Consider the following 18,702-nt stretch of genomic DNA (forward strand, 5'->3'; position numbering starts at 1 on the left):
AGGGTCCGGTGGGGGTACGGCCTGGTGACTGGTCACCGCTCACGCTGTCGGGTGATCCCACCCCCGGCGATCCGGATGTGCTGCGCAGCGTCGCCAGCTACATGGACATCATGGCCGACCACGCCAGGACCGCCGACGACGGACTCGCCGCGGTACTGCGCCAGAGCGGGGACGGGGCGTTCGTCGGCAAGACCGCAGACTGGCTGCGCGAGCAGATCAGCAAGGAGATGAGCGGCTTCATCGCAGGGGTGCGGACAGCCTTCTCCGCCGCCGGGCCGGCGATCCGCACGTACGCCGAGGCGCTGCGCGAGGCTCAGGCCACGGCGGACCAGGCGCTGCGTGACGCGACCGGGGCCGGCGACGACGAGGAGCGAATCAAGGCTCTCAAGGCCACCGCGGAGAACGCCGCCGCAGACGTGGAATCCGCAGCGGGTACGGCTCGGCAGGCCATTCTCGACGCGACCGGCCACATCAAGTCACCCGTGACGCCGAAGTCGGCCTGTGAGGTGTTCTGGGAGATCTTCACCTGGTTGACTCTCATCGTCACCGTGGTCGCCATCTTCGTCGGCGGCCCGATCGGTTTGATCGCCTTCGCGATGAACGCCGCGTTGGCGGTGAAGGCGACCCTGGATTTCGCCATGGGCAAGACGAACGCGCTGGGTCTGGCGCTCGGGCTACTCGGGCTACTCGGCCCCAGCACCCGACCGCTGATCGCCCTCGGCGACCTCACCAAGCTGGCCACCTCCGCCTGGCGCAACATCACTCAGTTCAGCCGGCACAGCTTCAGCATGGCGCGCGCCGGCATCAACGACTTCTGGCAAACGGTGTCGACGCTGAGCCTCAGCGGGGCCATGCGCGGCATCGGCGACATCGGGGTCACCCTTGCCAACTCGGTGAAGGTCGGCGCGCTGATGATTCCCCGGATCGTCGGCCCGATCGACGGTCTGGCCGCCCGAGGATTCGTGGCCCTGGAAAAGTTCACCCTGGTCACCGTCCCGGCAGCGGTGACCAGGATGGGGAACGTCGGACAGCAGGGTCTGGTCCGGTTCGCCGGTGTGACGGCCGACGCAGGCAGGTTCATCGCCACCAACGCCGTCAGGTTCGGCAACCTGATGGCCCGTGAGTTCGGCGGCTGGCAATGGCTTCGGATCTTCCTGCCCCTGGCCGGTCATGAGATCCGCGCTGTCGGGGTGTCCGGGGCGTTCAAGCTCGGCGTGCTGGGTCGCGGGCTCGGAATGACCCGGTTCGACGGACTTGCCGCGCTCGGCGGCGGCGTCCGGCTCGCCAACGGCCTCACCACGGTGCACGTCGTCAAGCCCGGCGACGCGCCGCCCCCAGCCGGTGGGATCAACTTCAGTCCGAGTGGGCTGCACCTTCCCGACCTGGTCGAAAAGCCGATGATCGGGGCGCCGGCGGCGCAGCAACTCAGCTTCTCGGCCCGTGGTCTCGACCTGTCCGCGGCACGTGGAGCGCTCGGCCTGCACGACCTCGCGGGGCTTCGCGGCGTACAGGACCTGGACGTACCGGTGCCGGGAACGGCCGGTACGGTCACCCCGATCCCCGCAGCCAATCTCCCCGGCGCGGCGCACGCGGTCGACCTCGGCCTCGTCTCCCGGCTGGATGCGCCGACCGTCAACCCGGTACCTGGGATGAACGGGGTCACCATGCCGGCGGTGGCCACGCCGAGCGCGGTGACCTTGCCGAACATGCAGATCGGCAACCTCAGCGCCACGCTGAACCGGGCTGCCGGTGGCGTCGAGGGCCTGACGGACTTCGGTCGCGCCGAGCTGCGCAACCTGCACATGGGCGAGGTCAGCGCGGTCCGGGTCTCGGAGACCGGGGTGGCGTTCAACCTCGGCGCACCGGAGAAGGCGTTCGGCGATGTCAGCCTGGCCCCGCCCACACCCGCGTCCGCGCCTACCCCGACACCTGCCTCAATGTCCACCTCGACGCCCACCTCCGCGCTCACGCCTAACCCGGTGCACCTCGGCAGGACCGCCGACCTGACCACCGTCCACCAGGCGCTGAACCTGCTCGACGAGCCCGGTGCGGCGGCGCTCACCACCCCGCACCGGCTGGAACCGCCAACGGTCACCCCACCCACCGGCCTCGGTCGTGATTTCTCGGCGCCCGCACCGCCCAGGCTGGATCAGGCCGGTGGCCCGTCACCGCAGCAGCTCAGCCACCTGCAGGCGCTGGAGCAGCTCAAGAAGGCACAGCACACGCTGGCCAACGTCTCCGGGGACGCGTTGACCCTGGCCCGCGCCGAGAAGGACGTCCGGGTCACCGAGGCGCTGGTGCGCCGGACCGCAGACGGGCTCAAGATCGAAGCCCCTGAGGTCTCCCACGCCGTCGATACTTCACCGGCCCACCTGACCGGTGCGGTCGCACCAGACCTCGCGGCGGCCAAACCGGCCTCCGCACCCGACCTGGCAGCGGCCAACCCAGCCGGGACGGCGGATGAGTCCGTGCAGGCGCTGCAGGCCCGGCTGGAGAACCTGCGTGGCCCCGACGCCCCGCGCACCGACCTCGCCGGGCTGGAACTGGAGCACCGGTTCGCCCAGCTGCGCCCGGCAGCCTCGGCCGACCTTGCCAAGCTGCCGGAGGTCCCGACTCACCAGCCCGGTACCAGTATCGCGGAGCTGGAGAGTCGGCTGGCCGCGCTGCGCGGCACCGAGCTGCCCTCCCCCGCAGCCCGCCAGTTGGAGCTTGAACACCGCCTCAGCCAGCTCCGCCCGGGCGCAGCGGCCGAAACCCGCCCGGTCGATCCGGCGATGTTCCCGGACGTCCCCACGATCTCCCCGGTGGAGGCGACCGCCCGCGCCACCGCCGTCGAACGCCTCACCGACCTGGAAGCCCAGCTGGTCGCCGCCCGCGCGGAGACTCCCACCAACATCGGTCCGACATCCCTCGACGACGCCGGAGCTGCGGCGTCACCGCAGGTCGACAGCGCGGGTCGACCGCAGACCCTCGACCAGATGGGTACGCCGGGCCGAGCTGAAGGGCCCGATGGCACGGGTACCGGCGACAACCTGCTGGACCTGCCCAGCGTGCCGCGAACCGATCCGGCGGCCACCCCCGGCGCGGAGGCGCTCAGCCAACGGTTGACCGAGCTCATCTCCGACGCGCGGGGGGTCGACCTGCCCGAGCCAGAGCTGAGGGTGCTCAGCGCCGAGGTCCGTACCGCGATTGAGCAGGGCCGGCACGGTGACGGGGCCCGCGCACTCAACACGCTGCACGACCGCATCGACCGACAGGCCCTGTTCCAGCGGCTCGACTCGTACCGGGCGCATGTGGACGCCGGCCACCAGCGCGCCGCGCAGCTGGACATGGACAAGTCGACCTGGTTGCAGCACGCCATCGACATCGAGCGGGCGACCGCCGCCGGACACACCGACGAACTGCACCGGCTGCTCAACGACTACGAGAACAGCCTCGCCGGCAAACTGGCCGAACAGAAGCTGCACGACCAGGTCGGACCCGATGCGACGCCGGGCCGCACCCCCGACGAAGCCGGGTCGACAGGCGACGTCGACGAGTTGCAGGCCCGCCTCGACGCGCTGCGTGGCGACCGCACCCCCGACGCGCGCAGCACCGAGCTGGAGCTGGAGCTGCGGTTCGCCAATCTGCGCGGCTCCGACGGCCCCGACGTACCACTCCCCCGGTTTCCGCAGCCCCCCACGTTGCCACCCGGCAGCGTCGACGACCTGCAGAAGCGCCTGGACGCGTTGCGCGGGGACAGCACGCCGGACCTGGACCTCGCCGGACTGGAACTGCGCCACCGACTTGCCGCGCTACGCGGTACCGACCCGGGCACCAATGTGGGCAAGCTCGAGGACCTGCCCGACGTACCGACGCTGCCGCCCGGTGCTCTCGATGACCTGCCCGACCGGATTGCCGACCTGCGCGCCCACCGGGAAGAGATGCTCGGCATGCCGCCGGCCGAACGGGCCGAATGGGATGCCGAGTTCGCCCGGACCGGAGACGAGGCCGCCGACGCGGCAGTGCTGGCCAGGTACGAAACGCGCATCGCAAACCTGGAGCGCGAGGTTCGCGTCGCGGAGCTGCGCGGCGGCAGCGGCCCGCTCTCCGCCGACGAGTACCGGTCCTGGCAGGACGCGCTCGCCCGGGTCGGCGACGATCAAGCCGGCATCGACCACGTGCTGTCCCGATACGCCGCCCGGCTCGACGAGCATCGGCTGGACAGCGCCACCCAGATCAACACCGCGCTCACTTCCCCCGACCACCTCCGTCCACTCGACTCCCGTCTGGACGAGGCGCTCGGTGGTCTGTCCCAGAGTCTGCGGAACGACACCGCAGCGCGGCACACCACCCTCGGTGACCGGTTGGCCCAGCTGCGCGGAGCGGACGCCCCACCGGCACCCGGCGGGGCCACAGGCGACCTGCCGATGCCCGGGCCACGGGCCGATGACGCGACGATCGGCCACCGACTCGGCCAGCTGCCGAGCCCGCCCCGTGACCTGCCGGCGCCTCACACCGGTCCCGCTGGCGCCGCCCCCGGGCGGACCGACCCGTCCGTACCCGCACCGACCCGCACCGACCCGCCCGGCGCGGACGTACCGGCGGTCGGCAAACCTGCGGAGCCGTCGACGGCCGCCAAACCGGTCGGCGGGCCGGCAGCGATGAAGCCAGCGGAGACTCCGACGGTGGACAAGCCGCAGGACGGACCGGCACGGCCGACGCCGGCGGCCGGCGACGAGGTTCTCCAGCTGCCGGCACCGCGCCGCCCAGCCGACGACATCTCTGCCGCGCCGCCCGCCGAGCAGGTGACGATGCCACCGCGCAATCTGCTCGGCGACGGCCAACCCGCCGGCCCGGCCCGGGTGATCGAGGTGGACGCCGAGCGGTGGACGCCGTTGAAAGACGCTTTCCGCTTCGAGCCGTCCGCCACCTCCGGCCAGCCGCCGAAGGTGACCCGGCCACCGGCAAGCGGCGAGCGGGTCGGTGTCGGCTATCGACTCAGCGTCACCGATCAGGACATGCACTTCGCGCTCAAGCTGCACCTCGACGCCGCGCCCGGCGTCACGGCGGCAGAGATCGCCGAGGTGAAGGCGCGCACGATCGAAGGGTTGCAGCGATACGTCAACGCACCCCGGCACCACCTGCCGGGCTGGGACGTGCCGATGCGGGTGACCGTCGACTTCGTCGATGACCCGGCCAAGGCGCGTGGCTCCATCACGGTCGCTCCGGCCGGCACGCAGATGTCCCAGCAGACCTGGGCGGCCGACGCGTCGCCGGCCAAGTACGCCCACGAGATCGTGCACAACCTCGGCGTCAAGGACAGCAAAGCGCCGCCGAACGCGTTGCTGCGCGACACCCACCAGCCCGAACACGGCGACCTGATGGGCAGCCACCCGCACGGTGTCGACGGTTTCGTGCTGACCCCCAGGGCGCTCGGTCAGATCGCTGGCGTGCTCTCGCCGCACTTCTCGGGCTCCACCGCCCCACGGCCGGCACCGGACGCCCTTACCGGCAACGCCGCCGAAGAGTTCTGGGCCTCCGGCGTGGATGTCCCGCCCCAGGTCACGGAGCAGGCCACGGTGCCCGCCCCGGCCGAGACGGTATCCACTCCGTCGGGCACCGCACCGGCGCCGCTGGCGACCGGCGCCACGGGCCAGATCGCCGAGCCGCTCACCACGACGGGCTGGACCATCACATCCGACCGCAGCTATCAGTGGCAGGGTGCTGGCTCTCCTCATCGGGCGCTGCCGCCCAATCTGATGCCGGGCACCGCCAGCGGTGCTGAGAACCGCTGTCTACTCGACTCCCTCGCCCAGCTCATCAACGCGCACAGCGCTGACCGAACCAACTCCGACCACCTGCGTACACACCTACTGGAGAACCTGCCAGACTCCAGCAGCGTCCGCGACGACCTGCTGAACAACCGGATGATCGACGTCTACGAAGACGAGCTCCACCAACTCCTTATCCGCAACTTCGGCATCCGTGTCCAGGTATTCGAAACCACTGACCACGGCACCACCGCACACCCGCTGCGCGGCGTCGAAGGTCCGGTCTTCTACCTCCACCATGAGAACCTGCACTTCGTCCCTCTCTGGCCTGCAGCCACCACCACCGCAGCCACCACTGCCGTCAAGACCGCCACCGCCACTGGGGAAACCGCGGTTGTCGAGGCAGAACTCCAGCAGCAGCCGTCGACGGGATCGCTGGCGGACAAGCAGTTGCAGGCGGAGGAACCGCTACCCACTGTCGCTGAGGCGAAGGCCCGGCACGACCAGCTCGCTGCGGAGGTGCAGTCTCTCGCTGAGGCACTGCGAAACCTGGAGAGCCACGTCCACGATCTTTCTGCGAAACTCGAGGAAGCGCGACAGGTTCAGCAGGAGCGTGGCAAGGTGCTGTCGGCGGCCGATGCCGCAGCTGCGGCATCGGCCGCGCAGCGGCAGGAGCAGCGCGAGGCCGCCGAGCGCGAGGCGCTGAGCGCCGCAGATCGCCGCCGCGGCGAGCGTGTGGCCGCGCGTCGGGAGGCCGAACAGCGAGACGCCCGCCGCCAGGTGTTGGACGGGGAGGCGGCGCAGCGACAGGCAGCGCGCGCGGAGGTAGCGCGGCAGCGGTTGGCCGAGGATGCCGTGTTGGAGTCGGTACGCGCCGAAGTCGCCGATCGGACCGCGCGACGCGCAGCTGCGCGGGCTGAGGCTGCGCGGGCTGAGGAGCAGGCGGCAGCGGTCGGCAGCGGCCCCGCCTCGGGGACTCGCGTCGATGCCCGCAACGACGCCACGCCGCCGGTCTCTCCACGCCAGGCCGAGCAGGACCAAGCCCGGCAGGCCGCCGAGCAGCAACGTGACGACGATCGGCTCCAGCAGGCCCAGCAGCGGTGGGCCGAGTTCGACCGGGCAGCGAGGCAGGCTGAGCTGGAACGCGGTCAGGCCGACGTCGATGCCGAGGCCGTAAGACGGGAACTGGACCAGGCCGACCAACTCGCCAGAGTCGCGGAGGCCGGCCGCCAGCAGGCCGAGCGGCAGGAGGCCGCGCGGGCTCTCGAGCTGGAGGAGACCCACCGCCGCGAGGAGGAACAGGACCGTATCCAGGCCGTGGAACGTCAGGCGGAACGCGATCAGCTTGCCACGGCTGTGCGGACTCACGAGGCAGCGCTCGGTCAGGGTACCGAGGAGGCTGTGCAGGCTCGCACCGCGTGGGAGAGCAAGGAGCAGGAGCTTCACGACGCACGGACAATTCTTCAAGAAGTTGAAGATGCTGCCAGGAAGGCAGCCGAGGAGGCGGCAAAGAAGGCCAAGGCGGCTGAGGAGGCTGAGGAGGCTGAGGAGGCGGCTAAGGCTCGGCCGACCGCGACGCCGTGGTACTTCACCGACGGGGCGCTTGGTGAACTGGCGATCGCCCAGGTTCAACGCCGAACTGCCGACGAGATTACCGAAACCCTCGAAGCGCTCAACGCGGCGCTGCCGACCGCTCAACGCACCCGCATCACCGACGTCGAGATGGCAGTATTGAAACCCGGCCAGGATCCGCAGGAGCCAGGCGAGCAGAGTCAGGTGCGGATCGCGGACCTCCCGGATCTGGGCAACGCCCGACAGGAGCAGGGCATCCGACAGAAGATCAAAGATACAATTCGCGAATTACTCGAGGCCGACCCGAAAGACCTGGCTGGCATCGACAAGAATCGCGCCCGGTGGGAAAATGCGTTGTTTCATGGGATCACGATCAGTGCCGGTGATCGACTGATCTGGATCCGCCCGGTACCGCATAATCCACAGAAGGCACCGAATGCCGACGGAGGCAAGGAACGCGAGTACGTGGTCTCATTCGGCTCGACCGCCACCGGCAGGGAGACCTCCCAATCTAGTGGTCTGGACCACGACGGTGCCGCCGAGCTGACCTTCTCACTGCCGACCCAAAAGGCATCCCGGATGCTGACGAAGCTGCCATCTCTGGCCTTCGGCAGCGACATCGCCCGGAAGACCTCGGAGCAGACAACGGTCATCTCCGGCCGGAAGATGTTCGTCTCCGAGTCGACGAAATTCAACAGTGGTGTGGAGTTCCAGATCTTCGTCAACGGCGTCAAGTGGGGACAGTCCCCAGTCGCCGGCGAGGCGGACCTTCTCGGAGTCTCCCTACCAACCGCCTACGCTCGCACACCCCCGGAAGGCGATACCACCACCGCATACGCAAAACCGCCAGCCGGAACCACCGCCACGCATCCGGTCTCCCAGGCGCGGGAGACACTCAACGCGATCAGCCTTGACCAGGTCATCACCGACTGGCACAAGGCCCTGAGCGCGGCGCTGCCGGCCGACGTCGCCGCGAAGGTGGCCGGACTGGCCCACGAACGGCTGCTGAACGAGCGGACCACCCGCAACCGCAGTCGCTACCTGCTCACGAACGGCGACCAGACAGACACTATTCGCGAAGGCAGCGGCCTCCACCGCTTCAACGGATACATCACCACCGCAGTCCGCATCCGCGAAATCCAGTTCCTGGAAACTACGGAGGGCATCACCACCCGGGAAGATCTCGGCGTGGTCTCTACTGTTAACTACCAGGCGTCCGGGAGTAGCGACGTCAGCATGTCCGCTGGAGGCAGTCTGCTCAGACTAAGCAGGGGCGGCTCCAATCCGGACAACGACGACTCGGGCGGGCAGACCACCGGCGGTCTGCAATTCGGCGCTGGGCTCTCTGCCGAAAGCAGCGCCGCGTTGGGCGTTGGAGAAACCGCATCGAACCACACCGTCCTTAACAGAAAGTCCCACCAGGCCCGATACCAGGCCATCGTCGACTTCACCCTCGCTACCCACGGGAACAAGAACATCCCACCCATCACCCGCCAGGTCACTGCCGAAATCGCCATGCCCGCTGCTGAAGCGGCACAGTTCGAACGCAGCATCTTTGGCGCTGTGTTCACCCCCAGGTTCGGAGGCCCCGGCACAGGACGTCCCCGAGTAGTACTCACCCCAGCCACGGAAGTCGAAGCTGGCGTCAAGACGCAAACCAAGACCGTAGCCGAATCCGGCACCAAAGCCGAGGTTCCGCCCATCCGGGGGTCCGCCGTACCGGCGCCGGCGTCTGCTGAGCGGGTGGCCGCGACGTTGCGGCCGGTGATCAACGGGGCACCGCAGGCGCGGCAGGCGTTCGTGCCGAAGGACGGGACCGGCCCGGAACCCCTGGCCCTGGCACTGCGCCGCGGGCAGGGCCTAGGCATCACCGGCAACCTCCCCGGATCCGAACAGGTCGCCAACCTCGTCATCGACGTACTCAAGGCACGGACCGGCCTCGACGACATCGGTGCCAAGGCACGCCGGGACGTCATGATCCGGGTCAGTCGTGCCGTGCTGGAGGCCGACCCGAGCCGGGTCCAAGCCGGCCGCAAGTTCAGCGTCGCCAGCAACGGACGCACGTTCGAGGTGCTGGCGACCGCTCACCAGTTCGACCTGCTGGATCGTACCCGGTACCCGATGACGGTCAACGCGCGTGCGCTGACCGGGGCCGCCACTTCTGGCGCCCGGTCCGGCGAAACCACCGGCACCGGCGAATTCGGCAGCGGCCCCTCGGTCCGCGTCGGCGACCTCGACGGGCAGCACCGGGGCGGAATCAGTGCCCCACGCGTCGGGGTGTCCACCAAGGCGGGGTGGAGCAACGAACAATCACTGAGCCGCAACGTCCAGGAGTACGCCCGCACCGAGACCGTCGGTGACATCGTCGACCATCGTTACCGCACCGTCTATGAGGTCGCGATCCGTGAGGTCACCGACCCCGACCGTCCGAGCCCACGTGAGACCTGGCTGATCGGGGACGACCCGAACCTGCAAGTCACCACCCAGACCGCCATCCCGATCGAACATCTCCCCCCCGAAGGCACCACCTACAGCGAACAGGAACTCAGAAACCACGGGAGGGCCGAGGTCAGCGACGATCCGAAGGGCGCCTGGGAGCCCGGCGGCAAGGCATCCCATCTCCCCTTGGACACCCTCGGCAGCGCCGGGCTCTTTCCCGCTTTCCGGCACATCCCGGAACTGTCCGCTACCGCCGCGAAGCTCTACCAGCAGGTCAACGGCCTTTCCGACACATGGTTCAGCGAGCCGATGAACTGGCCCGACCAGGTCCTGGACCTCTCCGCCCCCAGCGAGCTCGCCAGTCAGAGTCCTGACATCGTCGACGAGTACGGCTGGGAGATACAACTACCCGCTCGCGACGGATACGACCAGTTCATCCGCGTCCGGGGCCGCCTGTTCAAGGACAGCCTGGACCACCAGAAGAGCCACCAGGACGGCGTCGAACTCGAACACTACCGGCAGTTCGCGTCCAGCCACGGCGATGCCCGGAGCAAGGAGCTCACCACCAAGGGCAAGATCGGATTCGGCGGCCACTACCAGAACTACAACGTCGACACCGAGGAGCCCTTCGAGCAGGGCCGGCTCGGCGGCGGGATCGACGCGGAGGGGGAGGTGTCCACCGGCATGTCGACAAACAGCACCAAGGGCGCTACCGACATCACCCGCGCCACCTACAACGACACCGTCCACTCCTACAACGGTCGCATGGTCTTCGAGATCACCGCGATCCGCTCCAAAAACGGCGCCCAGAACACCTCGGCCGGACCCCATTACATCAACGCCCGCCACGCCCTCGACCTGTTGATCACCGACCGCGCCGCCGAGGATCTCGAACTCGTCGGCGGCACCGCCGTCAACGCGCCAGCCCTTGAGCTGATCGACCCGAAACTGCTGCCCGCCGTCGGTCACCCCGAACAGCTACGGGCCAACGACGTCCTGAGATCGATCCTCCGTGCGCTGGAGGGGCAGGGCCTCATTCCCGCTGGAGAGAACGCCACCAGCCCACTACGCCGCGCGGTGATCAGCAACTTCCGCAGCCGAGCCCTCACCGCGCAGTACTTCCCCTTGTCTGGGCAAGGCGTGTACGGATGGTTCCCCATCCCCGGTCCTTACCCCACCCGGTACCTGTGGATTCGCGTCGCCGCCACCACCGACCACATACCATCATCCGACCGACCCCGCGACCAGGTCAGCCTCACCCTCCGCGGACAGACCAGCGACAACGCACAGGGCAGCAGCAGCTCCGGCTGGGGCTGGTCCGCAGCTTTCGACTTCCACGGCCGCGGTGTGGTCAGTAAGGCAAACCGCGGCGAGCTCGGCGGCCTTGGCCATGGCCGCTACGGAAAGTCCTACTCCAGCGAACACAGCAACCAGTCCGCCACCAAGGACATCTTCCGCACCTCGCCCAAAAAATCCCACGAGTTCGAACACCCACTCAACTTCATGATCGAACTCGCCACCACCACCCAACTACCCAAAATCGCCGAACTCATCGTCGCCACTGGCCGTGCCATACTGTTCTCGATCACCACAGCCGCCGCCGGCCTGCGGCCAGGCCTGAATCACTCCGTCCAAAAATTCTGGTACGACCACACCCCCTTCGCTTGGGATAACAATGATCTGACTGCCGGTGGCCGGGTCCGCCTCATCGTCCCCAAATCCTTCACGCAACCCAGGAACACCGACAACAGCGGGTGGCGCGGACCCAAGCCCACGCCTCCCACAGCCAAGCCGGCAACCCCCGCTCCGCGACCCATACCGCGCTGGGCCGAGGACACCAGCCCCAAACCCGCCGGGGCGAATACCGAACTCCTCGAGGACCGCGCCCTGCACCCGTGGCGGATGGAGGCGGCCGCTCGTGAGTTCGCCCGTTGGGCCGCCCTGACCACGGCACGACCCAGCCTCCGCCCCGGCACCGACCTGAAGGTCGACGGCGCCTGGAAGGTACCCGGCGTCGACAGCCGCAGCGCCCTGCACCACCTGATCACTCACTACACCAGCGAATCGATGCTGCGCACCAGGATCAACCAGCTCCTCAAACACGAGTACGTGATCCCCGACACCAACATCACACTTGGCATTGACATCCGCGCCGGTGAATACTACGGATCCGACACCGATCCGCTGAGTGACTTGCAAAAGGGCAGACGCTACCAACAGAATGAGTCCGGCACGTCCAGCAGCCAGGACACCTCCCAAGCCGGCGACATCGGTTTCGGCCCACAGGGCGGAGCCCGCACCGGACTTGTCAGGAAGGCCGGCTTCATTGGCGAGGTCCTCTCTCGCAACAGCCAGTCCGGCCAGGGCGGTTCCGCCGAGATGAGCGAGGTCAACGAACGCAACAGAGAGGCAAAGCGCAACTTCCATCAGTACCGCTACGACGCCACTCTCGTCATCAAGGGGCCGCACGGAACCCTCCTCATCGACGTCGATGAAGACATCTACCTGATGCGAGACAAGAAGCCCGACCCCACAGTCCCCGTCGTCCCTCCGCCGAAGGCCGAGCCGAAACCAGTAACGGAATTGGCCGAAGAAACCAGTTCGACGCCAAAAACCGCGAGCGGCACCAAGATGCCCGGCTCGTGGCCTGAGGACGAGGGACCACTCCTCCCGCTCCACAACCCACCACAACCGCCCGCATCACCACAACCGCCCGCATCACCACTGCCACCAGCACCAGCCACCGACACCACGTCACCACCCCCTGTTCAGAAGAAGACCACCGATCACACAGCCGTCGCACCGTCACACGTTCACGCCACTCAAGGCAGTCCGGCACCGGCCACCCGACCGCCGTCGCCCGTACGGCCGATCACCCCGACCGCCACCCCGGAGGACGCCGCCACCACCGCCGTACCACGAGACGACCTGCGCGAACGGTGGGTGGAGTTCCAGACGCAGCGCCTGCGGGCCGAGGGCACCGATCCGGCCGTGGCGGGAATCGTCGCCAGCGGCCTGACGGCCGACCGCGACACCATGCTCGCCGACCTGACCACGCGGCAGACGGCACCCACCGACCCGGTCAAGACCGCCACCACGGACCTGACCACCGCCGGGACCGCCCCGAGTACCCAGCCGGCGACCACCGCCACGACGGCGCCTACCACGGCGACGACCACCGAGCCGTTGGGGCACCTACCGCCACCCGGGCCGGACTACCGGATACTCCGCTCCGCTGACACGGCGCATCTGGATGAGCTGCACGACCAAGTGAGTCGGTTGGTCACCGCGAAGGCCGACACCGAGGGACGACTTCCGGTCGAGGTCTGGCGCGAAATCGCCGACCTCATCACCACGGCCCTCGACGCGCCACCGGTACGGGAAATCGTCGGAGTCCGCGACGGCCTTGACGGCGCTTTCCGCCTCCAGCAGTGGATCATGGAACTCGCGACGGACCGTCCGGTGGACGAGGTGGTGACCTTTCTGGTGCACGAGCTGGCACATCTCGAACAGTTCTCGGTGATCGCCCAAATGCTGGCCACCCGGGCCGGTGATCCGTCGGCGGCCGGAGCGGTCACCGCCAACCGCGACGTCCAACGGGAACTGTGGGATCTGCGGGTCACCGACGACCCGAGGCATCCGGCGATGCAGCAGGTGTGGGAAAGCCACATGGACCCTGCCGCGCCTCACCTCAACGACTCCTTCCTCCAGTTCAAGCTGCTGGCCCGCGACGCGCACCAACGACTCACGGCGGCCGACCGGACCAACGAATTTCAGCCCCGGGTTCTCGATCGGCTGAGCCGCAGCTTCGAACTACTGCACGCGCAGAGTCAGGTCGCTCCGCTGCGCTACAACACCCAACCGACGGAGATGCAGGCATTCCTGACGCAGCTTCGATTCGCGTCCTTGGGATCGGTACGCGACTGGAGCGGCACACCGGTCACCCGACTCGCACCGCCGGACGGCTACGAATTGATCAGCCTCGGTCGGGCCGGCAGTCTTCTCCACCCGGCGGGGTCGGCCGCCGCACCGCCTCAGCGATTGGCGCATCCGGACCGGCCGCTGCTGGTCATCTCGCTTCCCGACCCGGCCAAGGCAGACCAGACACTCACCGAGCTACGCACCCGGCTGCCCGACCGAACGCTCGTGGAGCTGGATATTCCCGCTCCGATCAGCGCGGCCAGAGCGATGGAACTGTCCCGGCTGCTCGGCCCGGAGCAGCAACTCGCGTTCGCGCCCCACCTGGTCGAGACGCCCGGGACGGAGCTGGCCAACCACTTCGTGTCGCACAGTCGGTTGCACAGTGCGACACTGCCGGCGTTCGCCCGGTACGTCACCGTGCACGACACGCCGCAGTTCCCACAGCTCGTCCTCCCCGTGAGCGACCTGGACAACCTCGGCCACGGCCGTTGGACGGTCTTCGGCGACGACTGGCAGGCCATGTCCGTGGGCGACCGGGTCTGGGTGGGGCCGAAGGACGCGACACCGGTGATCGAGGACGGCGACCCGCGGGTCGTCATCGGCGTACCGTCACGAGACACCCCCTGGCCGGCCTGGCAGTACGGCATGTGGCTGGCTCGAATGCTGGCTAGTCAGGAAGGCACCCCGGACGCCCCGATCGCCCGGGTGCACAGACCCGAGACGGAGCAGCCACCGCCGGTGCGGCCCGACGCCGAACTGGTGCATGCCGTGACCGAACAGGACGCCGAACTGGCCCGGCTGGTCACCGGCATGCAGGACCCCATCGCCGCGTACGAGTACTCCTTCCCCACTCCGTACCCGCCACTCGGGGTCGTACCGGGCCAGGATCTCTCGTTCACCGTGCACAACCTGATCGATGCGTTGCTCGCCGTGACCGACGTGGCACCGGCCGAACGGAACGTAACGGTGCTCCTCGACGCCCTGACCGGGTTGGCCGGCAAGCTCGGGCTGGCCGGCCCGGATGCCCTGCGAAACCTACTCGCCGCCGGTTACCTGGCCGCGCGGGCGTACGGCATCGGCGGGTTCGGTCCCCGCCGGCTTGCCGCGGCGTACCGCGCCCTGCGGCTGCTGGAGCCCACCGGCCCGCTGCCCTCGGGTCCACAGGTGCCGGCTGACCTGCTCTCCTGGATCGATGGTCGCAACGTCGACAGCTGGGACAGCATGCTTCCGGTGCGGCTCATGCAGGTGCTGGACCGCATCACGGAGCAGGGCATCGGCGTGACCGAGTTGACTCAGCTGACCGCGGCCAGCACAGCGGACGCGGAGCAGATCCGCCTCCTCCTCGACGGACTTCAGCAGTTGGACGCCGGTGTCTGGGCCACCGCTGGCGGTCGCCCGCAGGTCGCACCGTCGTCGGTTGGCGGCGAACTCGTGCTGACGTACCCGGCCGGTTCCCAACTACAGATGGTGTCGCCGGACGGCACTCCGATCGGCGCCACCGGCCAGGTCGCCGCCGCACCGCTGGCGCTCCTGGGTGACCAGGCCCGCGCCCGGGTCAACCCGGACGGCGGCCGGGAACTTTGGGTACGGCTGGTGCCGGTGACCGACCTGCCGCTCACCGAAGACGACTTCTACCTCCTCCGGGACGACCTCGCGGAGCTGAACCAACGGCTGGGCTGGCGGGTGGTCTTGGACGATCCGGTACATACCGACGGGAGCCCGGTCCAGTTCACCGAGGCGACCCCGGATCCGGAGGCCTCAACCACCTGAACGCCGCCGGTCCCGACCGCGCCAGGTCAGGCTGCGGCGCGGCCGGTCACGCCATGCTGGCTCAACGCCCGTTGCAGTTCGCGGGTGGCGTTGTGGGTGCGTGACTTCACCGTGCCCGGGGGTACGCCGAGCACCCCAGCCACCTCGCGATGCGTACGGTCCTGGTAGTAGACCAGGAGCAGCGCCTCGCGGTGCACGGCCGAGAGGCTACGTAGCGCCGGCTCCAGCGCGACCCGGTCCAGAGCTGCGTCGAAGAGGTTCTCCGCCGGCTGCCAGGCCATGGCGGTGACGTCCTCGCTGACCTCGGCAGGGCGAGCCGTCACCCGCCGGGCCTGGTCGACGCTGAGGTTGTGGGCGACCCGCGACAGCCAGGCCTGCGGCGACCGGGCGCTGGCCACCGAGGCCAGGTTGCGCCAGGCCCGCAGCAGCGTTTCCTGGACCAGATCCTCGGCGCGATGCGGATCGCCTGGCATCAGACGCCGGGCGTACCGCTGCAGCGCTGGCCGGCTCTGCGGCACCAGTACCCGCTCGTACCAGGTGACCAGGTCGGCGTGGGTCGGCCGCTCACCCTCGATGATCTCCATCGGATACCTCATCTCTGGCCGTGAAACCGATCAGGCCACCGAACCGGCGGCCGGCACGTCGGACGCGGTGAGTCGCAGCAGGTCATCGGTCGACGGGTCGGTGAGATCGGCCACCCGCTGCGCCTGGTGTTCGGTCATCCGCTGGAAGATCTGGCGCGCGGCGCGGCCGTTGCCGAACCCGTGGCCGTGGTTGATCGCAGCGAACAGGTCGTGGACGGCGGCCCGCGCGTCGTCGGCGAGCTGGTACTCGTGCTGCCGGCACTGGGCCTCGACGATGTCGGTCAGTTCGGTGGACCCGTAGTCCTCGAACGTCAGAGTTCGGGAGAACCGGGAGGCCAGGCCCGGGTTCGAGGCAATGAAGCGGCTCATCTCGAGGGGGTAGCCGGCTACGATCACCACCACGTCGTCGCGGTAATCCTCCATCAGCTTGACCAGCGTGGCGATGGCTTCCTGCCCGAAGTCGTTGGTGTGACCGGGTGGAACCAGCGAGTAGGCCTCGTCGATGAAGAGGACTCCGCCGAGTGCCCGGCGGAAGACCGCCTGGGTACGGGGGCCGGTGTGCCCGACGTACTCGCCGACCATCGTGGTCCGGTCGGCCTCGACGAGGTGGCCGCGCTCCAGCATGCCCAACGCGGCAAGCAGCCGGCCGTAGAGTCGGGCCACAGTGGTCTTGCCGGTGCCGGGGTTGCCGGCGAAGACCAGGTGCCGGCTCAATGGCGGCGCGGCGAGCCCGGCCTCCCGGCGTCGACGTACCGTCTGCATGAGTTTGATCTGTGCCTGCACATCCTGCTTGACCCGGTCCAGTCCGACCAACGCGTCCAGCTCGGCCAGCAGATCCGGCAGGTCTGCCTCGGTAGGTCGGGCCGCCTCAGTCGGAGCTGCCTCGGCCAGCACGGCACCGGCAGCCGGAGCCCCGGCCACCGCCGGGACGGCGGGATCACCGCTGGCGGCCAGTGCGGTCGGCGGCAACAAGGATTTGGCCACTTCAGTCAGCCGGATCTCCTCGAAGACCGGCCGGGCCTGTGGGTCCACATCGACGTCGAGCTCGGTGTCGCGGATCCGGGCGCGCACGATGGCCGGTGTCGCCCCGGCCCCGATATGGATCGCCGGATACGCGCTGTCGGTGAAGACGCAGTCGACGTACCGACCGCCGCCGCCCTCGGCGACGAACAACGCGTTCTTCGCGCCCGCCGTGCACGACGTGGCTGTCACCTGTGGGCTGGCCCCGGTCCACACCACGATGCCGGAGCCTTCGGCGTCACGCACCGCGCACCGCTCCACGGTGCCCCCGCTGTCCTGCTCGAAGACGATCCCGGCGGTGCCGGCCCGGTCGATACGGCAGTCGTCCAGCTCCACGGCGGCACCGACGCCGACCTGAACGCCGGACCGGCTGCTGGTGTCGACCACACAGCCGGTCAGTCGCACAGGCCGGTCCGAGCCGACGACCACCCCGTTGCGGTTGCCGGCCAGCACGGTGCCCGTGGCCGTCACCCCGGCGCTGTCGGCGGTGCTCAGTCCGGCGAGCCCGCAGCCACGCACCCAGCCGCCGGTCAACTCGACGCTACCTGCCCCGATGGCGTGCAGCCCATGCTCTGCGGATGGCCCCACCAGGGCACCGGTGGCGGTCAGTCGGCCGGTGCCGCCGACGTGCAGCACGCTGTACGTCGAGTCGCCCAGCAGGGTGTCGGTGAGTGTCACCGTGCCGCGATCGGTGACGAAGACCCCGTTGCCGGCGCAGCCGCGCACCGATCCGGCGGAGATGTTGACCTCGGCATCGTCCCGGCACACCACTCCGGTCGCGCCGGCCCGGTCCACGTCGCAGCGGTTCAGGACCAGTTGCGACCGGTCGGCGGCGACCGCGCCTGCGGCGGCGGGGTCAATCAACCGACACCCGGTCAGCTCCGTCCGCGCCGACCCGAAGGTGAACACCGAGTCTCCGCTGCTGCGACTCACGGTGACGTCCAATCCGGTGACCGACGCCGACTCTTCGGCCCGGATCCCGTTGCGTCCAGCCGCGACGACCGTACAGCGAAGCATCTCGATCCGGGCGGTGCCACGTGCCCGAACGCCCGATCCGGTGACGGAGTCGATCCACATGTCACGCAGAGTCGTCTGCGCCGATTCGCCGGCCACCACACCTATGCCGTCGACGTCCGTGACGACGCACCGTTCGAGTAGGACTGCGGCGTTTCCGGTGGCATACAGCCCGGCCAGCCGGGCACCGGTCAGCCGGCATTCGCGCAGCACCGAGCGGGCGTTCCCGATGACCTCGATCCTGCCGCCACGCAGGTCGCAGCCGACGAGTTCCACGCTGCCGTCCTCGATCCGCAGCAGCGGTTCACCGGGGTCGGCACCGACCACCGTCAGATCGGTCAACGTCGCCGCAGCGGTGATGCGCACCGGGGTACGCAGCGCCAACGACACGCTGCCCGGCCCCTGCTCCGCACAGACCCGTGCCGCAGTGTCGACGAACAGATCCTCGTGGTACCGGCCGGGTGCCACCAGCACGGTCTGCCCAGCCGAGGCTGCCCGCAGGCCGGCCGCGATGTTCTGCGCAGCCCCCCGTTCGCCGGGCGCCACCCGGACGACGTCCGGATCGGCACCCGCCCGGCGGCCCTTCAGTCGCACCATCTCCACCCCAGCCGCACACCGTCGGTGCCGGT

The 18,702-nt window shown here is 69.1% G+C and carries 3 protein-coding genes; 1 reads left to right on the top strand and 2 read right to left on the bottom strand.

The features are described from left to right. Positions 1 to 8 precede the first annotated feature (8 nt). Positions 9 to 15,455 carry a hypothetical protein gene (locus ACFHWT_RS06685; protein WP_416593696.1) on the top strand — a complete coding sequence of 5,149 codons (15,447 nt, stop codon included), beginning with the start codon at positions 9 to 11 and terminating at the stop codon, positions 15,453 to 15,455. Positions 15,456 to 15,481: 26 nt separating this feature from the next. Here the strand turns inward: ACFHWT_RS06685 and ACFHWT_RS06690 are convergent, their stop codons facing one another. Further along, positions 15,482 to 16,039 carry a sigma-70 family RNA polymerase sigma factor gene (locus ACFHWT_RS06690; RefSeq protein ID WP_282232686.1) on the bottom strand — a complete coding sequence of 186 codons (558 nt, stop codon included), beginning with the start codon at positions 16,037 to 16,039 and terminating at the stop codon, positions 15,482 to 15,484. 30 nt (positions 16,040 to 16,069) lie between these two features. Beyond that, the gene (locus ACFHWT_RS06695) at positions 16,070 to 18,667 is read right to left on the bottom strand and encodes a right-handed parallel beta-helix repeat-containing protein (protein ID WP_416593697.1); all 2,598 of its coding nucleotides are present in this window, start codon (positions 18,665 to 18,667) and stop codon (positions 16,070 to 16,072) included. Positions 18,668 to 18,702 lie beyond the last annotated feature (35 nt).

Origin of the sequence: Micromonospora sp. LOL_021, assembly GCF_048060215.1 — a bacterium.
Taxonomy (GTDB): Bacteria; Actinomycetota; Actinomycetes; order Mycobacteriales; family Micromonosporaceae; genus Micromonospora_E.